This window comes from Chitinophaga rhizosphaerae (assembly GCF_003958645.1).
GTDB lineage: Bacteria > Bacteroidota > Bacteroidia > Chitinophagales > Chitinophagaceae > Chitinophaga > Chitinophaga rhizosphaerae.
On the sequence record NZ_RXLO01000007.1, the window covers coordinates 182,217 to 201,544 of the forward strand.

General features: G+C 56.6%; 18 protein-coding genes. All 18 read left to right on the top strand.

Going from position 1 to position 19,328, the window contains the following annotated elements; translation table 11 throughout:
* From EJ361_RS17475 to EJ361_RS17560, 18 genes are read left to right on the top strand one after another with little or no spacing between them, the layout of a single operon-like run.
* Positions 1–426, top strand: coding sequence for an acyl-CoA thioesterase (locus EJ361_RS17475; protein ID WP_126246927.1), 426 nt, complete (start codon positions 1–3; stop codon positions 424–426).
* Positions 423–1,559, top strand: coding sequence for a beta-ketoacyl-[acyl-carrier-protein] synthase family protein (locus EJ361_RS17480; protein WP_126246928.1), 1,137 nt, complete (start codon positions 423–425; stop codon positions 1,557–1,559). The genes EJ361_RS17475 and EJ361_RS17480 overlap by 4 nt, the downstream gene beginning before the upstream one ends.
* Positions 1,560–1,583: 24 nt before the next feature.
* Positions 1,584–2,651 (top strand): class I SAM-dependent methyltransferase, encoded by a 1,068-nt coding sequence (locus EJ361_RS17485; protein ID WP_126246929.1) that lies wholly within the window; start codon positions 1,584–1,586, stop codon positions 2,649–2,651.
* A gap of 23 nt (positions 2,652–2,674) precedes the next feature.
* Complete coding sequence (locus EJ361_RS17490; RefSeq protein ID WP_126246930.1) at positions 2,675–3,922, top strand: NAD(P)/FAD-dependent oxidoreductase; 1,248 nt, start codon at positions 2,675–2,677, stop codon at positions 3,920–3,922.
* Positions 3,919–4,533: a beta-ketoacyl synthase N-terminal-like domain-containing protein gene (locus tag EJ361_RS17495; RefSeq protein WP_126246931.1), complete on the top strand. Its 615-nt coding sequence runs from the start codon at positions 3,919–3,921 to the stop codon at positions 4,531–4,533. Before EJ361_RS17490 ends, EJ361_RS17495 begins: the two co-directional genes overlap by 4 nt.
* Position 4,534: 1 nt before the next feature.
* Positions 4,535–4,798, top strand: a complete 264-nt coding sequence (locus EJ361_RS17500; RefSeq protein ID WP_240646658.1) for a phosphopantetheine-binding protein — start codon at positions 4,535–4,537, stop codon at positions 4,796–4,798.
* Entirely contained in the window at positions 4,795–5,991 is a 1,197-nt protein-coding gene (locus EJ361_RS17505; RefSeq protein WP_240646659.1) for a beta-ketoacyl-[acyl-carrier-protein] synthase family protein, read from the top strand. The genes EJ361_RS17500 and EJ361_RS17505 overlap by 4 nt, the downstream gene beginning before the upstream one ends.
* 3 nt (positions 5,992–5,994) lie before the next feature.
* Positions 5,995–7,044, top strand: coding sequence for a beta-ketoacyl synthase N-terminal-like domain-containing protein (locus tag EJ361_RS17510; protein WP_126246933.1), 1,050 nt, complete (start codon positions 5,995–5,997; stop codon positions 7,042–7,044).
* Entirely contained in the window at positions 7,038–7,811 is a 774-nt protein-coding gene (locus EJ361_RS17515) for a polysaccharide deacetylase family protein (RefSeq protein WP_126246934.1), read from the top strand. The genes EJ361_RS17510 and EJ361_RS17515 overlap by 7 nt, the downstream gene beginning before the upstream one ends.
* Positions 7,804–8,436 carry an outer membrane lipoprotein carrier protein LolA gene (locus EJ361_RS17520; RefSeq protein WP_126246935.1) on the top strand — a complete coding sequence of 211 codons (633 nt, stop codon included), beginning with the start codon at positions 7,804–7,806 and terminating at the stop codon, positions 8,434–8,436. Before EJ361_RS17515 ends, EJ361_RS17520 begins: the two co-directional genes overlap by 8 nt.
* Positions 8,423–9,037 carry a hypothetical protein gene (locus EJ361_RS17525; protein ID WP_126246936.1) on the top strand — a complete coding sequence of 205 codons (615 nt, stop codon included), beginning with the start codon at positions 8,423–8,425 and terminating at the stop codon, positions 9,035–9,037. Before EJ361_RS17520 ends, EJ361_RS17525 begins: the two co-directional genes overlap by 14 nt.
* On the top strand, positions 9,037–9,399 hold the full coding sequence (locus EJ361_RS17530; RefSeq protein ID WP_126246937.1) for a 3-hydroxyacyl-ACP dehydratase: 363 nt from the start codon (positions 9,037–9,039) through the stop codon (positions 9,397–9,399). The genes EJ361_RS17525 and EJ361_RS17530 overlap by 1 nt, the downstream gene beginning before the upstream one ends.
* 2 nt (positions 9,400–9,401) lie before the next feature.
* Positions 9,402–10,601 carry a DUF2062 domain-containing protein gene (locus EJ361_RS17535; RefSeq protein ID WP_126246938.1) on the top strand — a complete coding sequence of 400 codons (1,200 nt, stop codon included), beginning with the start codon at positions 9,402–9,404 and terminating at the stop codon, positions 10,599–10,601.
* A gap of 9 nt (positions 10,602–10,610) precedes the next feature.
* Positions 10,611–14,486, top strand: a complete 3,876-nt coding sequence (locus EJ361_RS17540; protein ID WP_126246939.1) for a trifunctional MMPL family transporter/lysophospholipid acyltransferase/class I SAM-dependent methyltransferase — start codon at positions 10,611–10,613, stop codon at positions 14,484–14,486.
* Positions 14,479–15,987, top strand: a complete 1,509-nt coding sequence (locus EJ361_RS17545) for a phytoene desaturase family protein (protein ID WP_126246940.1) — start codon at positions 14,479–14,481, stop codon at positions 15,985–15,987. Before EJ361_RS17540 ends, EJ361_RS17545 begins: the two co-directional genes overlap by 8 nt.
* A gap of 1 nt (position 15,988) precedes the next feature.
* Positions 15,989–17,665, top strand: coding sequence for a C45 family autoproteolytic acyltransferase/hydolase (locus tag EJ361_RS17550; RefSeq protein ID WP_126246941.1), 1,677 nt, complete (start codon positions 15,989–15,991; stop codon positions 17,663–17,665).
* Positions 17,662–18,024 carry a holo-ACP synthase gene (gene acpS, locus EJ361_RS17555; protein WP_126246942.1) on the top strand — a complete coding sequence of 121 codons (363 nt, stop codon included), beginning with the start codon at positions 17,662–17,664 and terminating at the stop codon, positions 18,022–18,024. Before EJ361_RS17550 ends, acpS begins: the two co-directional genes overlap by 4 nt.
* A gap of 10 nt (positions 18,025–18,034) precedes the next feature.
* The gene (locus tag EJ361_RS17560; RefSeq protein WP_126246943.1) at positions 18,035–19,327 is read left to right on the top strand and encodes a phenylacetate--CoA ligase family protein; all 1,293 of its coding nucleotides are present in this window, start codon (positions 18,035–18,037) and stop codon (positions 19,325–19,327) included.
* Position 19,328: the final 1 nt, after the last annotated feature.

A 19,328-nucleotide genomic window follows, 5' to 3' on the forward strand; every position in this document is an offset into this window, starting at 1 on the left:
ATGCAACCTGTATTGAGCGAAGAGGCGGAAGTGCTGGTCCGGTTTAATGAAGCAGATCCGCTGGGCATAGTGTGGCACGGCAATTATATCCGGTATTTCGAAGACGGCAGGGAAGCCTTCGGCGCGAAATACAGGTTGCGTTATCTCGACATTTTCGCGCATGGGTACACGGTGCCCGTCGTGAATGTGGAATGCCATTACAAGCGGCCTTTGCGGTATGGCGATAAAGTACGGGTGGAAACTCGCTACATCCCTACGGAAGCCGCCAAGATCCGTTTCGAGTACACCCTGTACAACGCCGAAACCCGCGAAGTGGTTTGCACGGGCGCCTCCGTGCAGGTGTTCCTCGACAAGGAAGCCGACATCCTGCAACTGACCGTTCCGGCGTTTTTCGCGGAATGGAAAAAACAGTGGGGGTTGTCATGACGAACGTGTACGTAGCTGCGGAAAACATCGTGTCGCCCCTGGGGTTCACGGCCCAGGCCAACTTTGACCGGCTTATCGCCGGAGAAAGCGGTATCCGCCGGCAACCCGGCGGCTTTTTCGCTTCCGCCCTTCCCGAAGAATTGCTGCGCCCCGCCGCAGCAGCGGCCGGCCTGGCGGAGAACACCCGTTTCGAGCAACTGATCGTACTCAGCATCAAAGACGTGCTTTCCCGCACGAAAGTGCCCATCGGCGATCCGCGCACCGCCTTCGTCCTGTCTACCACCAAAGGCAACATCGCCTTGCTGGAACAGGGGAAAGCCGGCCAGCCCGGCGCCTCCATGCTGCTGCACGCCACCGCCGCACAGGTTGCCAAAACCGTAGGCGCGGCCGCACAGCCCATCGTGGTGAGCAACGCCTGCATTTCAGGCCTCCTCGCCATCCTCATCGCCCAGCGCCTCATCCGCGCCGGGCAATACGACCATGCCGTGGTTTGCGGGGCCGACGAACTGACCAGGTTCGTCCTGTCCGGCTTCCAGTCTTTCCTGGCCGTTTCCGACGAGCCCTGCCGCCCGTTCGACGCGGCCCGCAAAGGGGTGACCCTGGGGGAAGGAGCCGCTACGGTCGTTTTAACGAAGGACACGACATTGTTGCCGGCCGGCGAAGCCATCCTCCTCGGGGAAGGCGCTTCCAGCAACGATGCCAATCATATTTCCGGTCCGTCGAGAACGGGCGCCGAACTTTCTTCCGCGCTTGTTTCCGCAATGCACCGGAGCCGCCTGGGGCCCGCGGATATCGGGTTCGTATCGGCGCACGGTACCGCCACGCTGTACAACGACGAAATGGAGGCGAAGGCTTTCCATTTGTCGGGTTTGCAGGATGTTCCGGTCAACAGTCTCAAAGGCAACTACGGCCATACCCTTGGCGCGGCGGGGCTGATAGAGACGGTAGCCGGGATATATGCCATGAAACACGGTGTGGTATTGCCGACCGCCGGCTTTGTATCATCCGGAATCAGCCATCCATTGATGGTGAGCAGTCAACTCGAGAAACGCACCATCCGTCATTTCCTCAAAACCACATCCGGTTTTGGAGGGTGCAATGCCGCGATGGTGTTTAGCAGTGTGACATTGTAAAAAATTAAAAAAAGCAGATCACCCATGAACTTTTTCACGAAGGAAACGAAAACCGCGTTACAGGCGAAAGAACAGGCCCTCTGGCTGGCTTTTGCACCCATTGCTTTCCAGGCTTCCAAGGCGCTGAGAGACATGGGCGTCCTCAAAGCCGTGTCTGACGCGGGCATGCAAGGCGCCACCATCGACGAGATACTTCCGAAAGTAAACCTCTCCCGGTATTCGCTGCGCGTGCTGCTGGAAGCAGGCCTGGGCATGGATATGCTGCTGGTGAACGAAAAACGCTACACCCTTTCCAAAACCGGTTATTTCATCCTGAATGACGAGCTCACCCGCATCAATATGGACTTTTCGCACGATGTATGCTACAAGGCCATGTACCATTTGCAGGACAGCCTGACGGAGAACCGTCCGGCGGGGCTGCAGGAGCTCGGGCCGTGGGAAACCATCTACCAGGGCCTTTCCATCCTTCCCGAACCGGCCCGCACCAGCTGGTTCAATTTCGACCATTACTATTCCGACCTCGCCTTTCCCGGCGTACTGCCCATCGTGTTCGAGCACAAACCCAAAAAACTGCTGGACATCGGCGGCAATACCGGGAAATGGTCGATGGCTTGCGCAGGATATGATAAAGACGTGCATGTGACGATCATGGACCTTCCCGTACAGATCAACGTTGCGCGCCAGAACATCAACGAAGCGGGCCTGCAGGACCGGGTTTCCTTCTTCGAGACGAACATCCTCGATGAAAGCCTGCCGTTTGCACAGGGCTTCGACGTGATCTGGATGAGCCAGTTCCTGGATTGCTTCTCCGAAGAGCAGATCATCAGCATTCTCCGCCGTTGCCGCGAAGCCCTCAACGATGGCGGCAGCGTGTTCATCCTCGAACCGTTCTGGGATAAGCAACAATTTAAATCGGCCGCGTTCTGCCTGCAGCAGACTTCGCTGTATTTTACCGCCATCGCCAACGGCAACAGCCAGATGTACCACACCGATGAGTTTTACGACTGCATCCGTGCCGCCGGGCTGAAAGTGGAGATGGAAAATCATAAAGTCGGCCTCAGCTATACGCTGTTGCGCTGCGTGAAAGCTTAGGAGCAATTAAAAAACCCTTCCATATGATAACTGAAAAGGTGGATGTATTAGTGATTGGCGCCGGCCCCTCAGGCACGGTAGCCGCATCCATAATCAACAAGGCCGGCTATTCAGTGAAGATCGTTGAAAAGCTGAAGTTCCCCCGATTCGTGATCGGCGAGAGCCTGTTACCCCGATGCATGGACGCGCTCACCGAAGCTGGCTTCATCGATGCCATCTCCGAAAAAGGCTTCCAGCAGAAATCCGGCGCAAAATTCGTCAAACAGGGCAAGATTTGCGACTTTACCTTTGCCGAGCAGTACACCCCGGGCTGGCAATGGACTTGGCAGGTAACCCGTGCCGACTTCGATCATACCCTCGCGCAAACCGTCGAAAAAATGGGCGTGCCGGTGGAATATGAAACCACCGTGACAGGGATCGTCTTCAACGGTTCCGACTCCGTAACCACAGTGGAAGATATCCACGGCAACAAAAAACAGATCGAAGCCCGGTTCATCGTAGACGGCAGCGGTTATGGCCGCGTGATCCCCAAACTGTTCAACCTCGAAAAAGAATCCGTTTTACAACCCCGCAAAGCATTATTCGCCCACACGAACGACGTTCGCCGTTCCATGGCCGACGAGCCCAACCGCATCACTGCCGTTGTGCACGACAAAGGCGTATGGATCTGGATCATCCCGTTCTCGACCGGCATCACCTCCGTCGGTTTCGTAGGCGATCACACCTTTCACGACAAATTCTCCGGCAGCCCCGAAGAAATGTTCCGCGCCATGCTGGCCTCCGAACCATACACGGCCGAGCGTTTCAAAGACGTGGAGCTCATCTTCGAGCCGCGCAAACTGGAAGCCTGGAGCGCCACCACCGATAAATTCTATGGCGAAGGGTTCGTGCTCACCGGCAACGTGACCGAATTCCTCGACCCCATCTTCTCCTCCGGCGTAACGCTGGCCACCGTTTCCGCACAAACCGCGGCCAAACTCGTGATCCGCAAGCTCCAGGGCGAAAACATCGACTGGGAAAAAGAATACATGGAACCCACCATGCAGGGCGTGAACGTTTTCCGCTCCTACGTGATGGCCTGGTACGAGGGCACGCTCGACACCATCTTCTTCTCCAAAAATCCCGATCCCGTCGTTAAAGCACAGATCTGCTCCGTTTTGGCAGGATATGTGTGGGATCAGAGCAACCCGTACGTGGAACTGCACGCCACCGAACTGAAAAGGCTCGCGCGCAAAATCGAACTGACGGAAAAACTGGGTAGCCTATCATGATAAAAACAGGCATCTATATCAACGCATCCTGCATCATCCGCCACCATTCGGCGGTGAAAAACGGCCAGCCCGTTTACGAGGAGCGGCATGCAGACCTGCCGGATTTCCTCCGCGCGCTGTACGACCGCTTCAACGGGCAATATCCCAAGTTCCACAAAATGGATTTGCTCTCGAAGCTGGGATGGGCCGCCACGGAGATTTTGCTGCAGGATATGCCGATGGATATGTATGCCCCGGAAGATACCGGCGTTATCCTCGCCAACGCGAGCAGCAGCCTGGATACGGACGAAAAATATTTCGAGACCGTGCATGACATCGCCAGTCCGGCGCTGTTCGTGTACACCCTCCCCAACATCGTGATCGGGGAGATCAGCATCCGGCACAAGTTCAAGGGCGAAAACGCCTTCTTCGTGCAGGAACGTTTCGATACGGCATTTATAACAGGTTACGCGGCGCAACTGCTGGAAAGCGGCGCCGTGAAAGCCGTGGTGTGCGGATGGGTGGAGCAATACCACGCCGGGCACGAAGCGGCTTTTTACCTTTTGGAAACAACCCCGCGCGGCATGGCTTTGCCGTTCAGCGCGGAAACCGCGGAAAAATTGTATAGATAATATGGAAAAGTTGATGCAGGATCTGAAAGAACAGATCATTCAACAATTGAATTTGCAGGAAGTGAAACCTGAAGACATCGGTGACGACCAGCCGCTTTTCAAGGAAGGGCTTGGGCTCGACAGCATCGATGCCCTGGAGCTGATCGTGTTGCTGCAGCAGCATCATAACATCCGCATCGCCAAACCGGAAGATGGCCCGAACATTTTTTATTCCGTTCGCACCATGGCCGAATACATCACCGCAGAAAAAGCGAAGCAGGCATGATGAAAGGGAATGTATGGATAGCGGGAGGCGGCGTCATTTCCGGCATTGGCCGGGACCTTGGCGAGTGCATGGCTTCGTTTGAAGCGATGCGCCCGGGCATGGCGTACATGCAGCACCTGCGGTCCGCACACGCCCAAACCTTCCCTGTCGTGGAAGTAAAAGCAGGCAACGAAGAACTGGCCGCAATTGCGGGAATGCCCGCCCACTGGAGCCGCACCGCCCTCCTGAGCCGCATCGCCGCACAGGAAGCCTGGGAACGCTCCGGCCTGGGCAATATCGCCGACTACCGCGCCGGCTTCGTATCGGCAAACACCGTTGGCGGGATGGATAAAACGGAAGATTTCATGGAAGCCTTCCTGGCAAACCCTTCCAAAGGGAAACTCCGCAAGGTGGCACACCACGAATGCGGCGCGGTGACGGAGCTGGTGGCCGACGCCATGGGCATACGCCACCACGTTTCCACGATCAGCACCGCCTGCTCTTCGGGCGCCAACGCCCTGATGTACGGCGCCCGCATGATCCGCGCAGGTATGCTGGACGTGGTGATCGCCGGGGGGACCGACGCGTTGACGCGCTTCACGCTCAACGGCTTCAACACCCTCATGATCCTCGATCAGCAACACTGCCGCCCGTTCGACGATACCCGGACCGGCCTGAACCTCGGCGAAGGCGCGGGGTACGTAGTGCTCGTGTCTGACGCCGTGGCGGAGAAAACCCAGCCATGGTGCCGGCTCGCGGGGTTCGCCAATGCCAACGACGCCTATCACCAGACGGCTTCGTCGCCCGATGGCATCGGGAATTTCTTGGCGATGAAAGGCGCCCTGGAAATGGGGGGATTGCAGCCGGAAGACATCGGTTACATCAACCTGCATGGCACCGGTACCCAGAACAACGACAGCTCGGAAGGCCTGGCCATTTCCCGGCTGTTCGGAAATGGCGTGCCGCCCGCCAGCTCCACCAAGAGCTTCACGGGGCACACGCTGGGCGCCAGCGGCGGCATCGAAGCGGTATTTTCCGCGTGGGCGCTGCGCGAAGGGATCGTTTATCCCAACGCCAACTTCTCCGTGCAGATGAAGGAATTGGCCTTTTCGCCGGTCACCGCTTTTTCACGGGGCAACGGCCTGCGGAACGTGATGTCGAACTCCTTCGGGTTCGGCGGCAACTGTTCCAGCCTGGTCTTTTCAAAGGAATAACACATGCAAGCATTCATACAAGGAACAGGATGCGTATCCGCGCAGGACAGCCAGGTTTTTCCGGGGGAAATCCGGCATTACGATGGCGACCGCCTGCCCGTGGCCGACCCGGATTACAAACAGTGGATCGATATCAAGCAGATCCGCCGGATGGGCCGCGCCATCAAAATGGGCGTTGCCGCCTCGCACATGAGCCTGGAAGCCGCGGGCATCAAATCCCCCGACGCCATCATCATGGGCACGGCTTACGGATGCCTCGCCGATACGGGCGTGTTCCTCCAGAAACTGGTGAGCCAGCACGAAGACATGCTCACGCCCACCGCATTCATCCAGAGCACGCACAACACCGTAGCCGGCCAGATCGCCCTGCTGCTGGGATGCCACGCGTACAACAACACCTTCGTCCACAGGGCATTTTCATTGGAAAACGCGTTGCAGGACAGCCTGTTGATGCTGGCGGAAGATCCTTCGCGCAAAATCCTCGCCGGTGCCACCGACGAAATCACCGAATATTCGCATACCATCCTGCGCCGCTTCGGATTGTATAAGAACGCCTCCACCGCTGCGTTACAGCGTTCCGGGACACCGGGCACCATGGCAGGGGAGGGCGCCGCATTTTTTGTATTGGCTTCAGGGAAGGACGACAAATCCCTCGCGCAATTAACCGCCGTGGACATGCTGTACCGCCCTGCATCCGAACAGGAGACGGCAGACCGCTTGCTGGATTTCCTCCGCCGAAACGGCCTGGAACCGAAAGATATTTCGCTCTTGCTCAGCGGCCGTAACGGCGATGTTACCAGCGACCGGTACTACGGAACCGTAGAAAGCCGGCTCTTCGAATCCACGCCGGTAGCGGCATTCAAACATTTCTGCGGAGAATATCCCACCGCATCGGCCTTCGCCGTGTGGATGGCCGCGGGATGCCTGCACCGTGGGGCGGTCCCGCAGGAAGCCATGGTAAAAGGCGATGCCCCGGCAGCACCGGCGCGCATCCTCGTCTGGAACCACCATCAAGGCACCCATCACTCATTCATTTTGCTGGAGAAATGCTGAGAGCATTCGTCATAGCAGCGGCGGCGGCAGCCGCAGGCATCATCCTCCTCCTGCACGGCGGATGGGCCGCCACGCCTGCCTGGAAGTTGCTCATACCTTTGCTCGTAGCTTCCGGATTCGCGACCTGGGGCGCCATCAACGTACGGTCCAACTATTTCGTGCGCACCCACAGCAAAGGCAAACGCTCCGATAAATCGGTAGCACTGTCGTTCGACGACGGGCCGCTGACCGAATTCACCCCGCAGATCCTCGACATCCTTGCGCAGTTCAACGTGCGCGCGGCGTTTTTCTGCATCGGCCACCGCGTGGAGCAGGAACCGGCGCTCATGAAAAGGATCGTGGGCGAAGGACACCTCGTCGGCAACCATAGCTTTTCCCATAGCCCCACTTTCGACCTGCAAACCACCGCGGCCATGAAGGCAGACCTCGCCAAGGCGAACGAAGTCATCAAATCCGCTACAGGACTGCAACCCAAACTGTTCCGCCCGCCATACGGCGTCACCAATCCCATGCTCGCCCGTGCGATCCGGAAAGGGAAATTCATCGCCGTGGGATGGAGCGTCCGCTCGTTCGACACCGTCATCAAAGACGAAGACAAACTGTTCGAGCGCGTAACGAAGAAAATTGAAGCGGGAGACATCTTCCTCTTTCACGATACCGCCGCGGCCACCGTCAGGATTTTGCCCGCGCTCATCAAGCAGCTTAAACGCGATGGCTTCGCCATCAAAAGATTGGATGAACTTTTAAATATTCCGGCTTATGCGTAGATGGACCATGATGTTGGCAGCGACTTTCATTACGCTGCAAGTTGCCGCCCAGAGCGGGTTCAGGCCCGTTTCCAACCTCGATCGGTTTAAACAGGAATTTGCCCGCACGGCGCAGCAGACGCAGTCGATCAAGAGCGACTTCGTCCAGGAAAAGCACCTCAGCCTGCTGGCCGATAAAATCACCAGCAAGGGGAAATTCTGGTTCAAGAAGGAAAACCGGGTACGGATGGAATATGCGTCGCCCACGTATTACCTCATGATCATCAACGGGAAGAATGTTCGCATCAAGGATTCGCGGACAGACAGGAGCATTTCCACCGGCGGCAATAAACTGTTCGAACAGATCAGCCGGATCACGGCCGATTGTGTGCAGGGGAACGTGCTCCACAACAAAGACTTTACCGCCAAGGTGCAGGAAAACGATAAACAGTATCTTTTACAGTTGACGCCGGTGGCGAAGGGGATGAAGGATTTCTTCTCCTCGATCGAGCTGCTGGTCGACAAGAAAGACCTGGGCGTGGCCAAGATCGTCATGCACGAAGCATCGGGCGACCGTACCGAAATGATTTTCACCAAGAAAGAGCTGAACGCCGCCATTCCGGATGAGATGTTTGCTGTTAAATAGCGTATTGCTGCTGGGGCTCGCTTCCTGCGGATCGGCCTACAAAGGCCTGCAGCGCACCGATGCCGATGCGGCTTCGTGCCTGGAGAAGTTCCGGCCGAAGATCGATTCGCCCGCGCTGTACAGCACGCAGGTCGATATTTTGCAGCATCATTTGTCGGGCCTGCTGTATTTCCGGCCCATGGACAACGGCAGCATGCGTGTATTATTCATGAGCGAAATGGGGATGAAGTTTTTCGATTTCGAGTTTACGAAAGACGGTTCCTTCATCAAACATTACTTGCTCCCGAAAATGGACAAAAAAGCGGTGGTGAAAACGCTGCGGAAGGATTTCGACATGGTGCTCATGCGCCGCGATCCTTCCACTGCCCAAACCTTTACGGGAAACGGCCTGCGCTACACCGCCTTCGATCTGCCGAAAGGGAAGATCTATTATATCACCGACACGGCTTGCAGCGAACTGGTGCGCGTGGAGAACGGCTCGCGCCGAAAACCCGTGGTAGACGTGTGGTTGAAGCAATACAGGAATGGTGTGCCGGATAGTATCGACATCCGCCATCATACCGTCAAATTCAATATTTCATTACAACGCGTAGAAAAATAATGTTAGCAGGAAAATTCTTTACCGTCGTATCCCAACAGCAACCGGCTGAAAATTCGGTCCACTTTACGATCGACTGGAACGGCGCGCATCCTATTTTCGAAGGGCATTTTCCCGGGCAGCCCGTTGTTCCCGGCGTTTGCATGATGCAAACCATCCAGGAGCTGCTGTCGGCCGCCGTGGGCAAAACCTTGCTCGTGGAAAAAGTAGCGAACATGAAATTCCTCAATATGATCGATCCCCGCGTAAGCCCGCAGGTGACCGTGGAGATCGCATTTACTGAAGAGGAAGGGGGATACAGGACCCATGCCGTCATCAAACATGAAGCCACCACGTTCCTGAAGTTCCAGGGCCGTTTCAAATGACTATGGAGCAACAGGGCACATACGACGCACAGTTCGGCGAGCGCAAGGTTTGCGTGCTGATCCCGACCTACAACAACGCAGGCACCCTTGGTGCCGTGCTGGAGCAGGTGTTGGCGTATACGCAGCACGTGATCGTGGTGAACGACGGCGCAACGGACGATACCATGGCCGTACTGGATCGGTTCCCGCAGATCAATGTGCTGGCTTACCAGCCCAACCGCGGCAAGGGCATCGCCTTGCGCAGGGGGTTCAGGTATGCATTGGAGCAGGGGTACGATTTCGCCATTACGATGGATGCGGACGGGCAACACTATGCCAGCGATCTGCTGGCGTTCCTCGGCAAAGCCGATAAAAGCGATCCCGCGATCCTCATCGGCGCGCGGAACCTGCACCAGGAGAACATGCCCGGCAAAAACACGTTCGCCAACAAGTTCTCCAACTTCTGGTTTTACGTGGAAACGGGGCTGAAAGGGCCGGACACGCAGTCTGGCTACCGGTTGTACCCGCTGTTTGCCATGAAGGGGATGCGGTTCGCCTGCACCAAGTACGAATTCGAGATCGAAGTGTTGGTGCGCTGCAGCTGGAAAGGGATCCGCATCGGATGGGAGCCCGTGGGCGTGTATTATCCGCCGGCGGAGGAAAGGGTATCGCACTTCCGGCCGTTCCGGGATTTTTCGCGGATCAGCGTGCTCAATACTGTTTTGGTGACCATCGCATTCCTGTACATCCATCCGCGGAACCTGTTGCGGTTCATATTTTCGAAAGACGGGTTGCGGTACATCTGGCGCGAGCAGTTGCTGGCGGCGGGGGAGAGCAATGGAACGAAAGCCGCGTCTGTCGGGTTCGGCGTGTTCATGGGTATCTTCCCGGTGTGGGGGTTCCAGATGCTCATCGCCGTGGTGATCGCGCAATTGCTGAAGCTCAACAAGGCTTTGGTGCTCATCGCGTCCAACATCAGCATTCCGCCCATGATCCCGCTCATCGTGTACGGGAGTTTTCTCATGGGAAGGATGTATGTGGCCGAAGACGCGACCTGGCTTATTTTCAGCAAGTCTTTGACGCTGGACGACGTCAAGCAAAACTTTTTCCAGTATATCACGGGCAGTATTACGCTGGCCGTAGCGGCGGGGCTCGTGGCGGGCCTCGTTACGTGGCTGGCGCTGTCGGTTTTCCGGCGAAAGCGGGCCGCGGTGCAAACTTAAAACCGATTCATGGGCACATTCTTCATATCGATCTACAATTTTTTTAACGCCCGTAAATGGCTGCTGTGGCTGTTTACGGCTTTCCTTTTTTTATCCGCCGCCTTCTTCGCCTCCAAAGTGAAGCTGGAGGAAGACATCACGCGCGTACTGCCGCAGGATCCCAAGATCGACCGGCTCAACCAGTTCCTCCAGAATTCCAAGTTCACGGATAAACTGGCGGTCATCGTTTCGCAGAAAGACAGTTCGGCCCCCGCAGCGCCAGACAGTCTCATCCTCGCCGCCGAACAGCTCACCGCCGGCCTGCAGGCAAACCCCGTGGCGCCCTACGTATCTGCCATCACCGGTAAAATGGAAGACACGCTGCTGTTCAGTTTGCTGGACCGTGTGCAGGCCAACCTTCCCCTGTTCCTCGAAGAAAAAGACTACAAAACGCTCGATACCCTCACATCGCCCGACCGCGTGGCCGGCGCCATGGAAGGGAATTACAATACGCTCGTTTCCCCGGCGGGCATGGTCCTCAAAAAATCCATCGCCGCAGACCCGCTCGGGATCACGTGGATCGGGATGAATAAGCTCCGGCAGCTCCAGGCAGACGATGCCTGGACCTTGTACGACGGCTACCTCATGAGCAAGGACGAACGCAACCTGCTGGTGCTCGTTACCCCGAAATTCGCGCCGGGTAAAACGGCTGATAACAAAACTTTCCTTTCGCACCTCGATCGCCTGATCGATACCGTGGCGATGGCGGCTCCCGCGGCGGAGGTCACCTATTTCGGCGCAACGGCCGTGGCGGTGGGGAACGCGGTGCAGCTGCGGCAGGATACGATGCTGACGCAGGGCATCACCGTGCTGCTGCTCATCGTCCTGATCGCCCTGTTTTTCCGCCGCAAACGCGCGCCATTGCTCGTGATGCTGCCCGTGGTGTTCGGTGCGCTGTTTTCCCTGGCCATGGTGTACCTCGTGCAGGGAGGCATTTCCGTGATCGCCATGGGCGCGGGATGCGTGGTACTGGGCGTGGCGGTGAACTATTCGCTGCACGTTTTCAACCATTACCGCCATTTGCCCGACATCCGCCAGGTGCTCCGCGACCTCGCCATGCCCATGACCGTGGGCAGCTTCACGACGGTAGGCGGCTTCTTCTGCCTGCAATTCGTGAAATCGCCCATGTTGCAGGACATGGGGCGCTTTGCCGGGTTCAGTCTCGTGGGGGCTTCGCTGTTTTCGCTTATCGTGCTCCCGCATTTCATCGCCATGGGCGATGCGCCGGCCAAAGACGCACCCGTTAAACATAATATCATCGACCGGTTCTCCCACTGGAGGCCGGAACGCAATAAATGGCTCGTGTACGGCATCCTGGCGCTTACCGTCGTGTTTTTCTTCACCGCCGGAAAGGTGCGTTTCGAAAGCGACATGATGCGCATGAACTACATGCCCCAAAAACTCCGCGACGCCGAAGCCAAACTCAACCGCCTCAATGATTATACCGCCCAAACCGTTTACATGCTGTCTGAAGGCGCCAACCTCAACGAAGCGCTGGAACGCAGGGCGGGGGCGGATCCCGCTTTGCAACGCCTCCTGGCGGCGGGAGCGCTGAAGAAGTCTGGCGGGCCTGGGCATTTGCTCCTGTCCGAACAGGAACAGCGTATCCGGATCGAACGGTGGAAGCATTACTGGTCGCCGGAGCGAACAGCGGCTGTAATGGCGGCTTTACGGCAGGAAGGGGCCAAATACGGTTTCAAGCCGGAAGCGTTCGATAAATTCCAGGGCCTCATCACCCAAAACTATTCCGTCACGAAGCCGGAAAATTCACCTTTGATGGATTTGCCGGCCATCAGCGACTTTGTGACGCTGAAGCCCGGGAACGCTTCGCTGTCGGGGATTCTGAAGGTAGACCCGGCCAGGAAGAACGAAGTCTACGCCGCGCTGGACGCATTGCCCGGCACGGTCGTGATCGATAAACAATACACGGCCAACCGCCTGGCCGTCGTGATCCGCGATGAATTCAGCACCATCGCCTGGATGACGTCTGCCCTCGTATTCTTTGCGCTGCTGCTTACCTACGGCCGCATCGAACTGGCGCTCATCACCTTCATCCCCATGGCCATCAGCTGGGTGTGGATCCTGGGAATTATGGGATGGCTGGGCATTCCGTTCAACATCGTCAACATCATCCTTTCCACGTTCATTTTCGGGTTGGGGGATGATTACAGCATTTTCACGATGGACGGGCTCCTGCAGGAATACAAGAACGGCAGCAAACATCTGCCATCCTTCAAATCATCGATCTTCTTTTCCGCCATCACAACGGTTTTGGGACTGGGCGCGCTCATCTTCGCGCAGCATCCTTCCCTGAAATCCATCGCGGCGATCGCGGTAATCGGTATCTTATGCGTGGTCATCACTTCGCAGGTATTAATTCCTTTCTTCTTCAATTTCCTCATCGCCAACCGGGTGGGGAAGAACAGTCGCCCGCCCTGGACGCTCTGGAGCTGGTCGAAATCGATGTTCTCGTTCATCTACTTCGCCTTTGGTGCGCTGGTGCTCACGGGCGTCGGTTTTATCATCATCCGGCTGAACCCTTTCAACAAGGAAAAAGGCAAGAAAATCTACCATCGGCTGTTGTCGAAATGCACCTGGAGCGTGCTCCACATCATGGGCAACACCAAAAAAGTGACGATCAACGAAAGCCGGGAAGATTTCAAAAAACCGGCGGTCATCATCAGCAACCACCAGTCTTTCCTCGACATCCTCATGTCTACCAGCATGCACCCCAACGTGGTGTTGCTGACGAACAACTGGGTGTACAATTCCCCCGTTTTCGGGAAAGTGGTGAAGATGGCGGACTATTACCCCGTGGCCGAGGGCGCCGAAACGGCCATCGATCATCTGCGCGACCGCGTAGCCCAGGGCTATTCGGTAGTGGTATACCCGGAAGGCACACGCTCGCAGGATAAGCATATCAAACGGTTCCACAAAGGCGCGTTTTTTCTGGCCGAAGAACTGGGGCTCGACATCGTGCCAGCGGTGATCCACGGTACGGCGTACTGCATGTCCAAGGGCGATTTCCTGCTGAAAGACGGGACGATGACCATGAAGATCCTCCCCCGCATCAATGCCGGCGACGCCGCCTGGGGCAAAGGCTATGCGGCCCGCACCAAATCCATCAGCCGGTACTTCAAGGAAGAATACAGAAAGTTGAGCGAAACGCTCGAAACGCCGGCTTATTACCGCGAACAGCTGATGTATCAGTATATTTACAAAGGCCCGGTGCTGGAATGGTACATGCGCATCAAAACGAAAATGGAGCGCAATTACGAAGATTTCCACCGGATGCTGCCGGAAAAAGGCGATATCATGGACATCGGCTGCGGATACGGGTTTATGAGCTATATGCTGCATTTCGTATCGCCGGGAAGGAATATATTAGGTGTGGACCATGACGAAGAAAAGATCGCGGTGGCGCAGCATTGCTACATCCGCAACGAGCAGGTGCAGTTCCGCGCGGCGGATATCACCACCTTCGACATCCCGGAAAAAGACGCTTACGTGATGCTCGACGTGCTGCATTACCTGCAGCCGGAACAGCAGGCCAGCCTCATTCGCCGGTGTATGGACAAGCTCCGGCCCGGCGGCATCATCATCGTCCGCGACGGCGATGCGGCCATGGAAAAGAAACACCGCGGCACCAGGCTCACGGAACTGTTCAGTACCAAACTGCTCGGTTTCAACAAAACATCCGAACATCCCTTGTCCTTCTTTTCGTCCGCCACCCTGCGCCAGACCGTGGAAAGCCACGGCGGCACCATGGAGCGGATCGATCAGACGAAATATACATCCAATGTTGTTTTCATCATCAGAAAACCAGATACGGACGAACATGCATAAGTACGACGTAGTCATAGCCGGCAGCGGCCTCGGCGGCCTGGTTTGCGGAGCGATCCTCAGCAAGAACGGCTACCGCGTGCTCGTGCTCGAAAAAAACAAACAGATCGGCGGATGCCTGCAAACGTTCAGCCGCGATAAGACCATCTTCGATTCGGGCGTGCATTACGTGGGCGGCCTGGCGCCGGGGCAGAACCTGTACCAGGTGTTCAAATACCTCGGGATCATGGACAAACTGAAGCTGAAGCGGCTGGACATGGATTGTTTCGACCGCATCGCTTTCCGCGACGATCCCCGGGAATACAAAATGGCCCAGGGGTACGAGGGTTTCATCGAAAACCTGCTCCACGATTTCCCCGGCGAAGAAAAGGCCTTGCGCGAGTATTGCGACATGCTCAAGCACATCTGCGGTAAATTCCCGCTGTACAACCTGCGCATGGGAGATTACGGGGAAAAGGAATCGGTATTGGGGATGGATGCGGCTACTTTTATCGAGGGGCTGAGCGGCAATAAAAAGCTCACGGCGGTGCTGGGCGCCAACAGTTCGCTGTATGCCGGCGTCCGCGGGAAAACGCCCATGTACGTGCATGCGCTCGTGCTGAACAGTTACATCGAAAGTTCATGGAAATGCCTGAACGGGGGATCGCAGATCGGAAAATGGCTCACCCGCGTGATCCTCGAGAACAACGGCACCCTGCTGAAACATAAGGAAGTGAAAAGGATCGTGGCTGGAGGGCGCGATGTGGAATACGTGGAAACGGCCGACGGGGAGCGCTATCACGGGAAATACTTCATTTCCAACATCCACCCGGCCAATACGCTGGACATGCTGGAAAGCGACGTCATCCGCCAGGCCTACCGCAGCCGCATCAGCACCCTGGAAAACGGGAACGGCTGCCTCATGCTGAACGCCGTGCTCAAACCCGGGCTGTTCCCCCACATGAATTACAATTTCTATTATCACGACGTGGAAGATGTATGGAGCGGGCACGATTATTCGGAAGACGCCTGGCCGCTGAATTACTCCATGTTCATCACCCCAGATCCCAAGGACCACCGGTTCGCCAACAGCTGCTCCATCCTCGCGTACATGAACATCAGGGAACTGGAGCCCTGGAAACATACCTTCAACACCGTTTCCAACGAAGGGCCGCGCGGCGAAGACTATGAAGCGTTCAAAAAACGGAAAGCCGAAAAACTGCTCGATATCGTGGAGCGCCGCTTTCCCGTGATGCGCCAGTGCATCCAAAGCTACTCCGTAGCCACGCCGCTTTCCTTCCGCGACTATATCGGCACGAACGACGGGTCGATGTACGGCATCCTCAAAGACTGTAACGATCCGCTGCGCACCTTCATCAGCGCCCGCACCAAACTGAACAACCTGTTCCTTACCGGGCAAAACCTCAACCTGCACGGCATCCTGGGCGTTACGATGACGGCCCTGCTCACCTGTGGGGAATTACTGGACATGGAAAAACTTTTGCACGAGATAACTGCATCATAAAATGGTAAAGAAAAAGAGCATCTGGAGGAAAATAGGGAAGGTCCTGCTATATATAGTAGGATCCATTGTGCTGCTGATATTGGGGCTGTTTATTTACCTCTGGACCGTGGCGCGGATGCAACCGCCAGACATTGCCGACAAAAGCTCCCTCCAATGGCAGCGCAAGGCACTGGATTCCACGGCGTACACCCTGGGGAACAGCTGGTTCCGGAAGAGCAAAAGCGGTTTGTACGAAATGTACGTGGAAGGGAAACCTTTCGAAAGGGGCGTCGTGTACGGGAAGCTCGCCGAAGAACTGGTACAGCGCCAGGAAGATCATTTCACCGAACAGATCGGCAAAATGATCCCTTCGAAAACATACCAGCATTTCCTCAAATACCTCATCGGTTGGTTCAACCGGAACATGGACAAAAATGTGCCGGAAGAATATAAGGAAGAAATCTACGGCGTATCGTTTTCCGCGTCGCCGGATTACGGCTACATCGGCACCAACTACCAGCGCATCATGAACTATCATGCCGCGCACGACATCGGCCATGCGCTGCAGAACCTGGCGCTGGTGGGCTGCACGTCTTTCGGGACGTGGAACGACCGGTCGGAAGACAGTTCCCTCATCATCGGCCGGAATTTCGATTTTTATGTGGGCGATAAGTTCGCGGAAGACAAGATCGTGGCGTTCTACCGGCCAGACAAGGGGCATCCGTTCATGATGATCACCTGGGGCGGATTTACGGGCGTGGTATCGGGGATGAACATGCAGGGTTTGACGGTGACCATCAACGCGGCCAAAAGCGAAATCCCTTCGGGATCGGCCACGCCGGTATCGCTCGTGGCGCGGGAAATACTGCAATACGCGGGGAACATCCAGGAAGCTTACGCCATTGCGGCGAAGCGGAAAATGTTCGTGAGCGAATCGTTCCTTATCGGGTCTGCGGCCGACAATCGCGCCGCCATCATCGAGAAAACGCCCGACAGTATTGCCTTGTACGATCCCCGCGGCAACGAGATATCCTGCGCCAACCATTTCCAGAGCCAGCAGCTGGGCGCTTCCCAGGCCAACCGCGAACAGCTGGCGGGAAGTGCGTCTCCCTACCGGTACGCGCGGTTGCAGCAATTGCTGGAACGGAACGGGAAGAACAGCGTCGCCAAAACCATCGCCATCCTCCGCGATCAAAAAGGGCTCAACGATGCCGACATCGGGATGGGGAACGAAAAAGCCCTCAACCAGCTGATCGCCCATCACGCCATCGTCTTCAAACCCAAGGAAAAAATCGTGTGGGTGTCTGCCGCGCCCTGGCAACTGGGCGAATTCGTGGCCTACGATCTGAACAGGGTGTTCGCCATGAAAGGCCTTGCTTCCGACCGCGAGATCTGCGACAGCAGCCTCACCGTCCCGAAAGATTCCTTCCTGCTTACCGGCAACTATCGTAAATTCATGGACTTCCGCCGGCTCAAGCAAGCCGTGATGGACGGGGAGGAGATCGACGTAAAGCAGATCACGGCCGACAACCCGGCGTATTACCATGCCTGGGTGATCGCCGGTGATTACCTGTTCAAACGGAAACGGTTCGCCGAAGCGAAGCAATATTATCAACAGGCGTTGACGAAAGAGATCGCAACGGTCCCGGAAAAGGAACACATCCTCCGTCAAATCGAAAAATGCGATAATCAACAATGAAAGGGCTCGGAACAGATATCGTGGAAGTAGACCGCATCGCGGAGAAGATCGGCAAAAACCAGGGCTTCCGCGAGCTGGTGTTTTCGCCGCTCGAGATCGCCTATTGCGAAAAGCAGGTCAACAAGTACGAAAGTTACGCCGCCCGTTTCGCCGCCAAGGAAGCTTTCCTCAAAGCCCTCGGCACCGGGTGGGCCGGCAGCGGCATGCAATTCAACGAAATCGAAGTGCGGAACAACGCTTCCGGTAAACCCGGGATTTTTCTCATCGGCAACGCGGCGCCCCTGCCCGAAGGCACGGAGGTACTGCTGTCGCTGTCGCACGTGAAAACCGTAGCCATGGCTACCGTGGTCATTTTTTAACCAAGGAATTATGTATATCCCGGATATAGAACTTCAACATCCCGCCGCCATCCGCCAGTTCCAGAACAAGGAGCTCCAGCACCTGGTGGGCTATCTTCGCCAGTTTTCGCCCTTTTACCGCGAATGGTTCGCCGCGAACAACATCGATACGGACAACATCCGCTCGCTCGACGACCTGCAGCGCCTGCCCACGGTCACCAAGGAAGACCTGCAGCAGCGGAACTGGGATTTTCTCTGCGTCGACAAAAGCAAGATCGCCGAATATACTTCCACTTCCGGCACTTTGGGCCGCCCCGTGGTGATCCCGCTCACGGAAAAAGACCTCGACCGCCTCAGTTACAACGAATTCATCTCGTTCAGCTGCGCCGGCGGAACAGACGAAGACATTTACCAGCTTATGCTCACCCTCGACCGCCAGTTCATGGCCGGGATGGCCTACTACAACGGCATCCGCAAGCTGGGCGCGGGCGTGCTGCGCGTGGGGCCGGGCGTGCCGTCGCTCCAATGGGAGAATATCCAGCGCATCCAGCCTACCGTCATCGTTGCCGTACCTTCCTTCATCCTCAAACTGATCGCCTTCGCGGAGGAACATGGGATCGACATCAACGCTTCTTCCGTGAAAAAAGCCGTCTGCATCGGCGAGAACATCCGCAACACCGATTTCTCGTATAACGTGCTGGGGAAAAAGATTACGGACAAATGGAACATCGATCTGTTCTCCACCTACGCATCCACCGAGATGCAGACCGCCTTCACCGAATGCCGCCAGGGCAAAGGGGGGCATCATCATCCCGAACTGCTCATCGTGGAGCTGCTCGACGAGCAGGACCGCCCCGTTCCGCCGGGAGCGCCGGGCGAGGTGACCATCACTACGCTGGGCGTGGAAGCCATGCCCCTGCTGCGTTACAAGACCGGCGACATTTGCCAGTACGACGCAACGCCCTGCAGCTGCGGCCGCCAGACGCTCCGCCTTTCTCCCGTGATCGGCCGGCGCAAGCAGATGATCAAGTACAAGGGCACTACGCTCTATCCGCCGGCGTTATACGACCTGCTGAGCGATATGGAAGACGTGAAGGAATTCGTGGTGGAAGTGTTCTCCAACGAGATCGGGACCGACGAAATTCTGCTGCACCTCCATCCACGCGAGGAGTCGGAAGACATGGACCGGCGCATCAAATCGTACCTCCAGGCCAAGCTGCGCGTCATCCCGCAGGTGCGTTATTGCGCCCTGCCGGAAATCCTCAAAATGCAGTTCCCGGAAAGCAGCCGCAAACCGGTTAAATTCATCGATAACAGGAAATAGT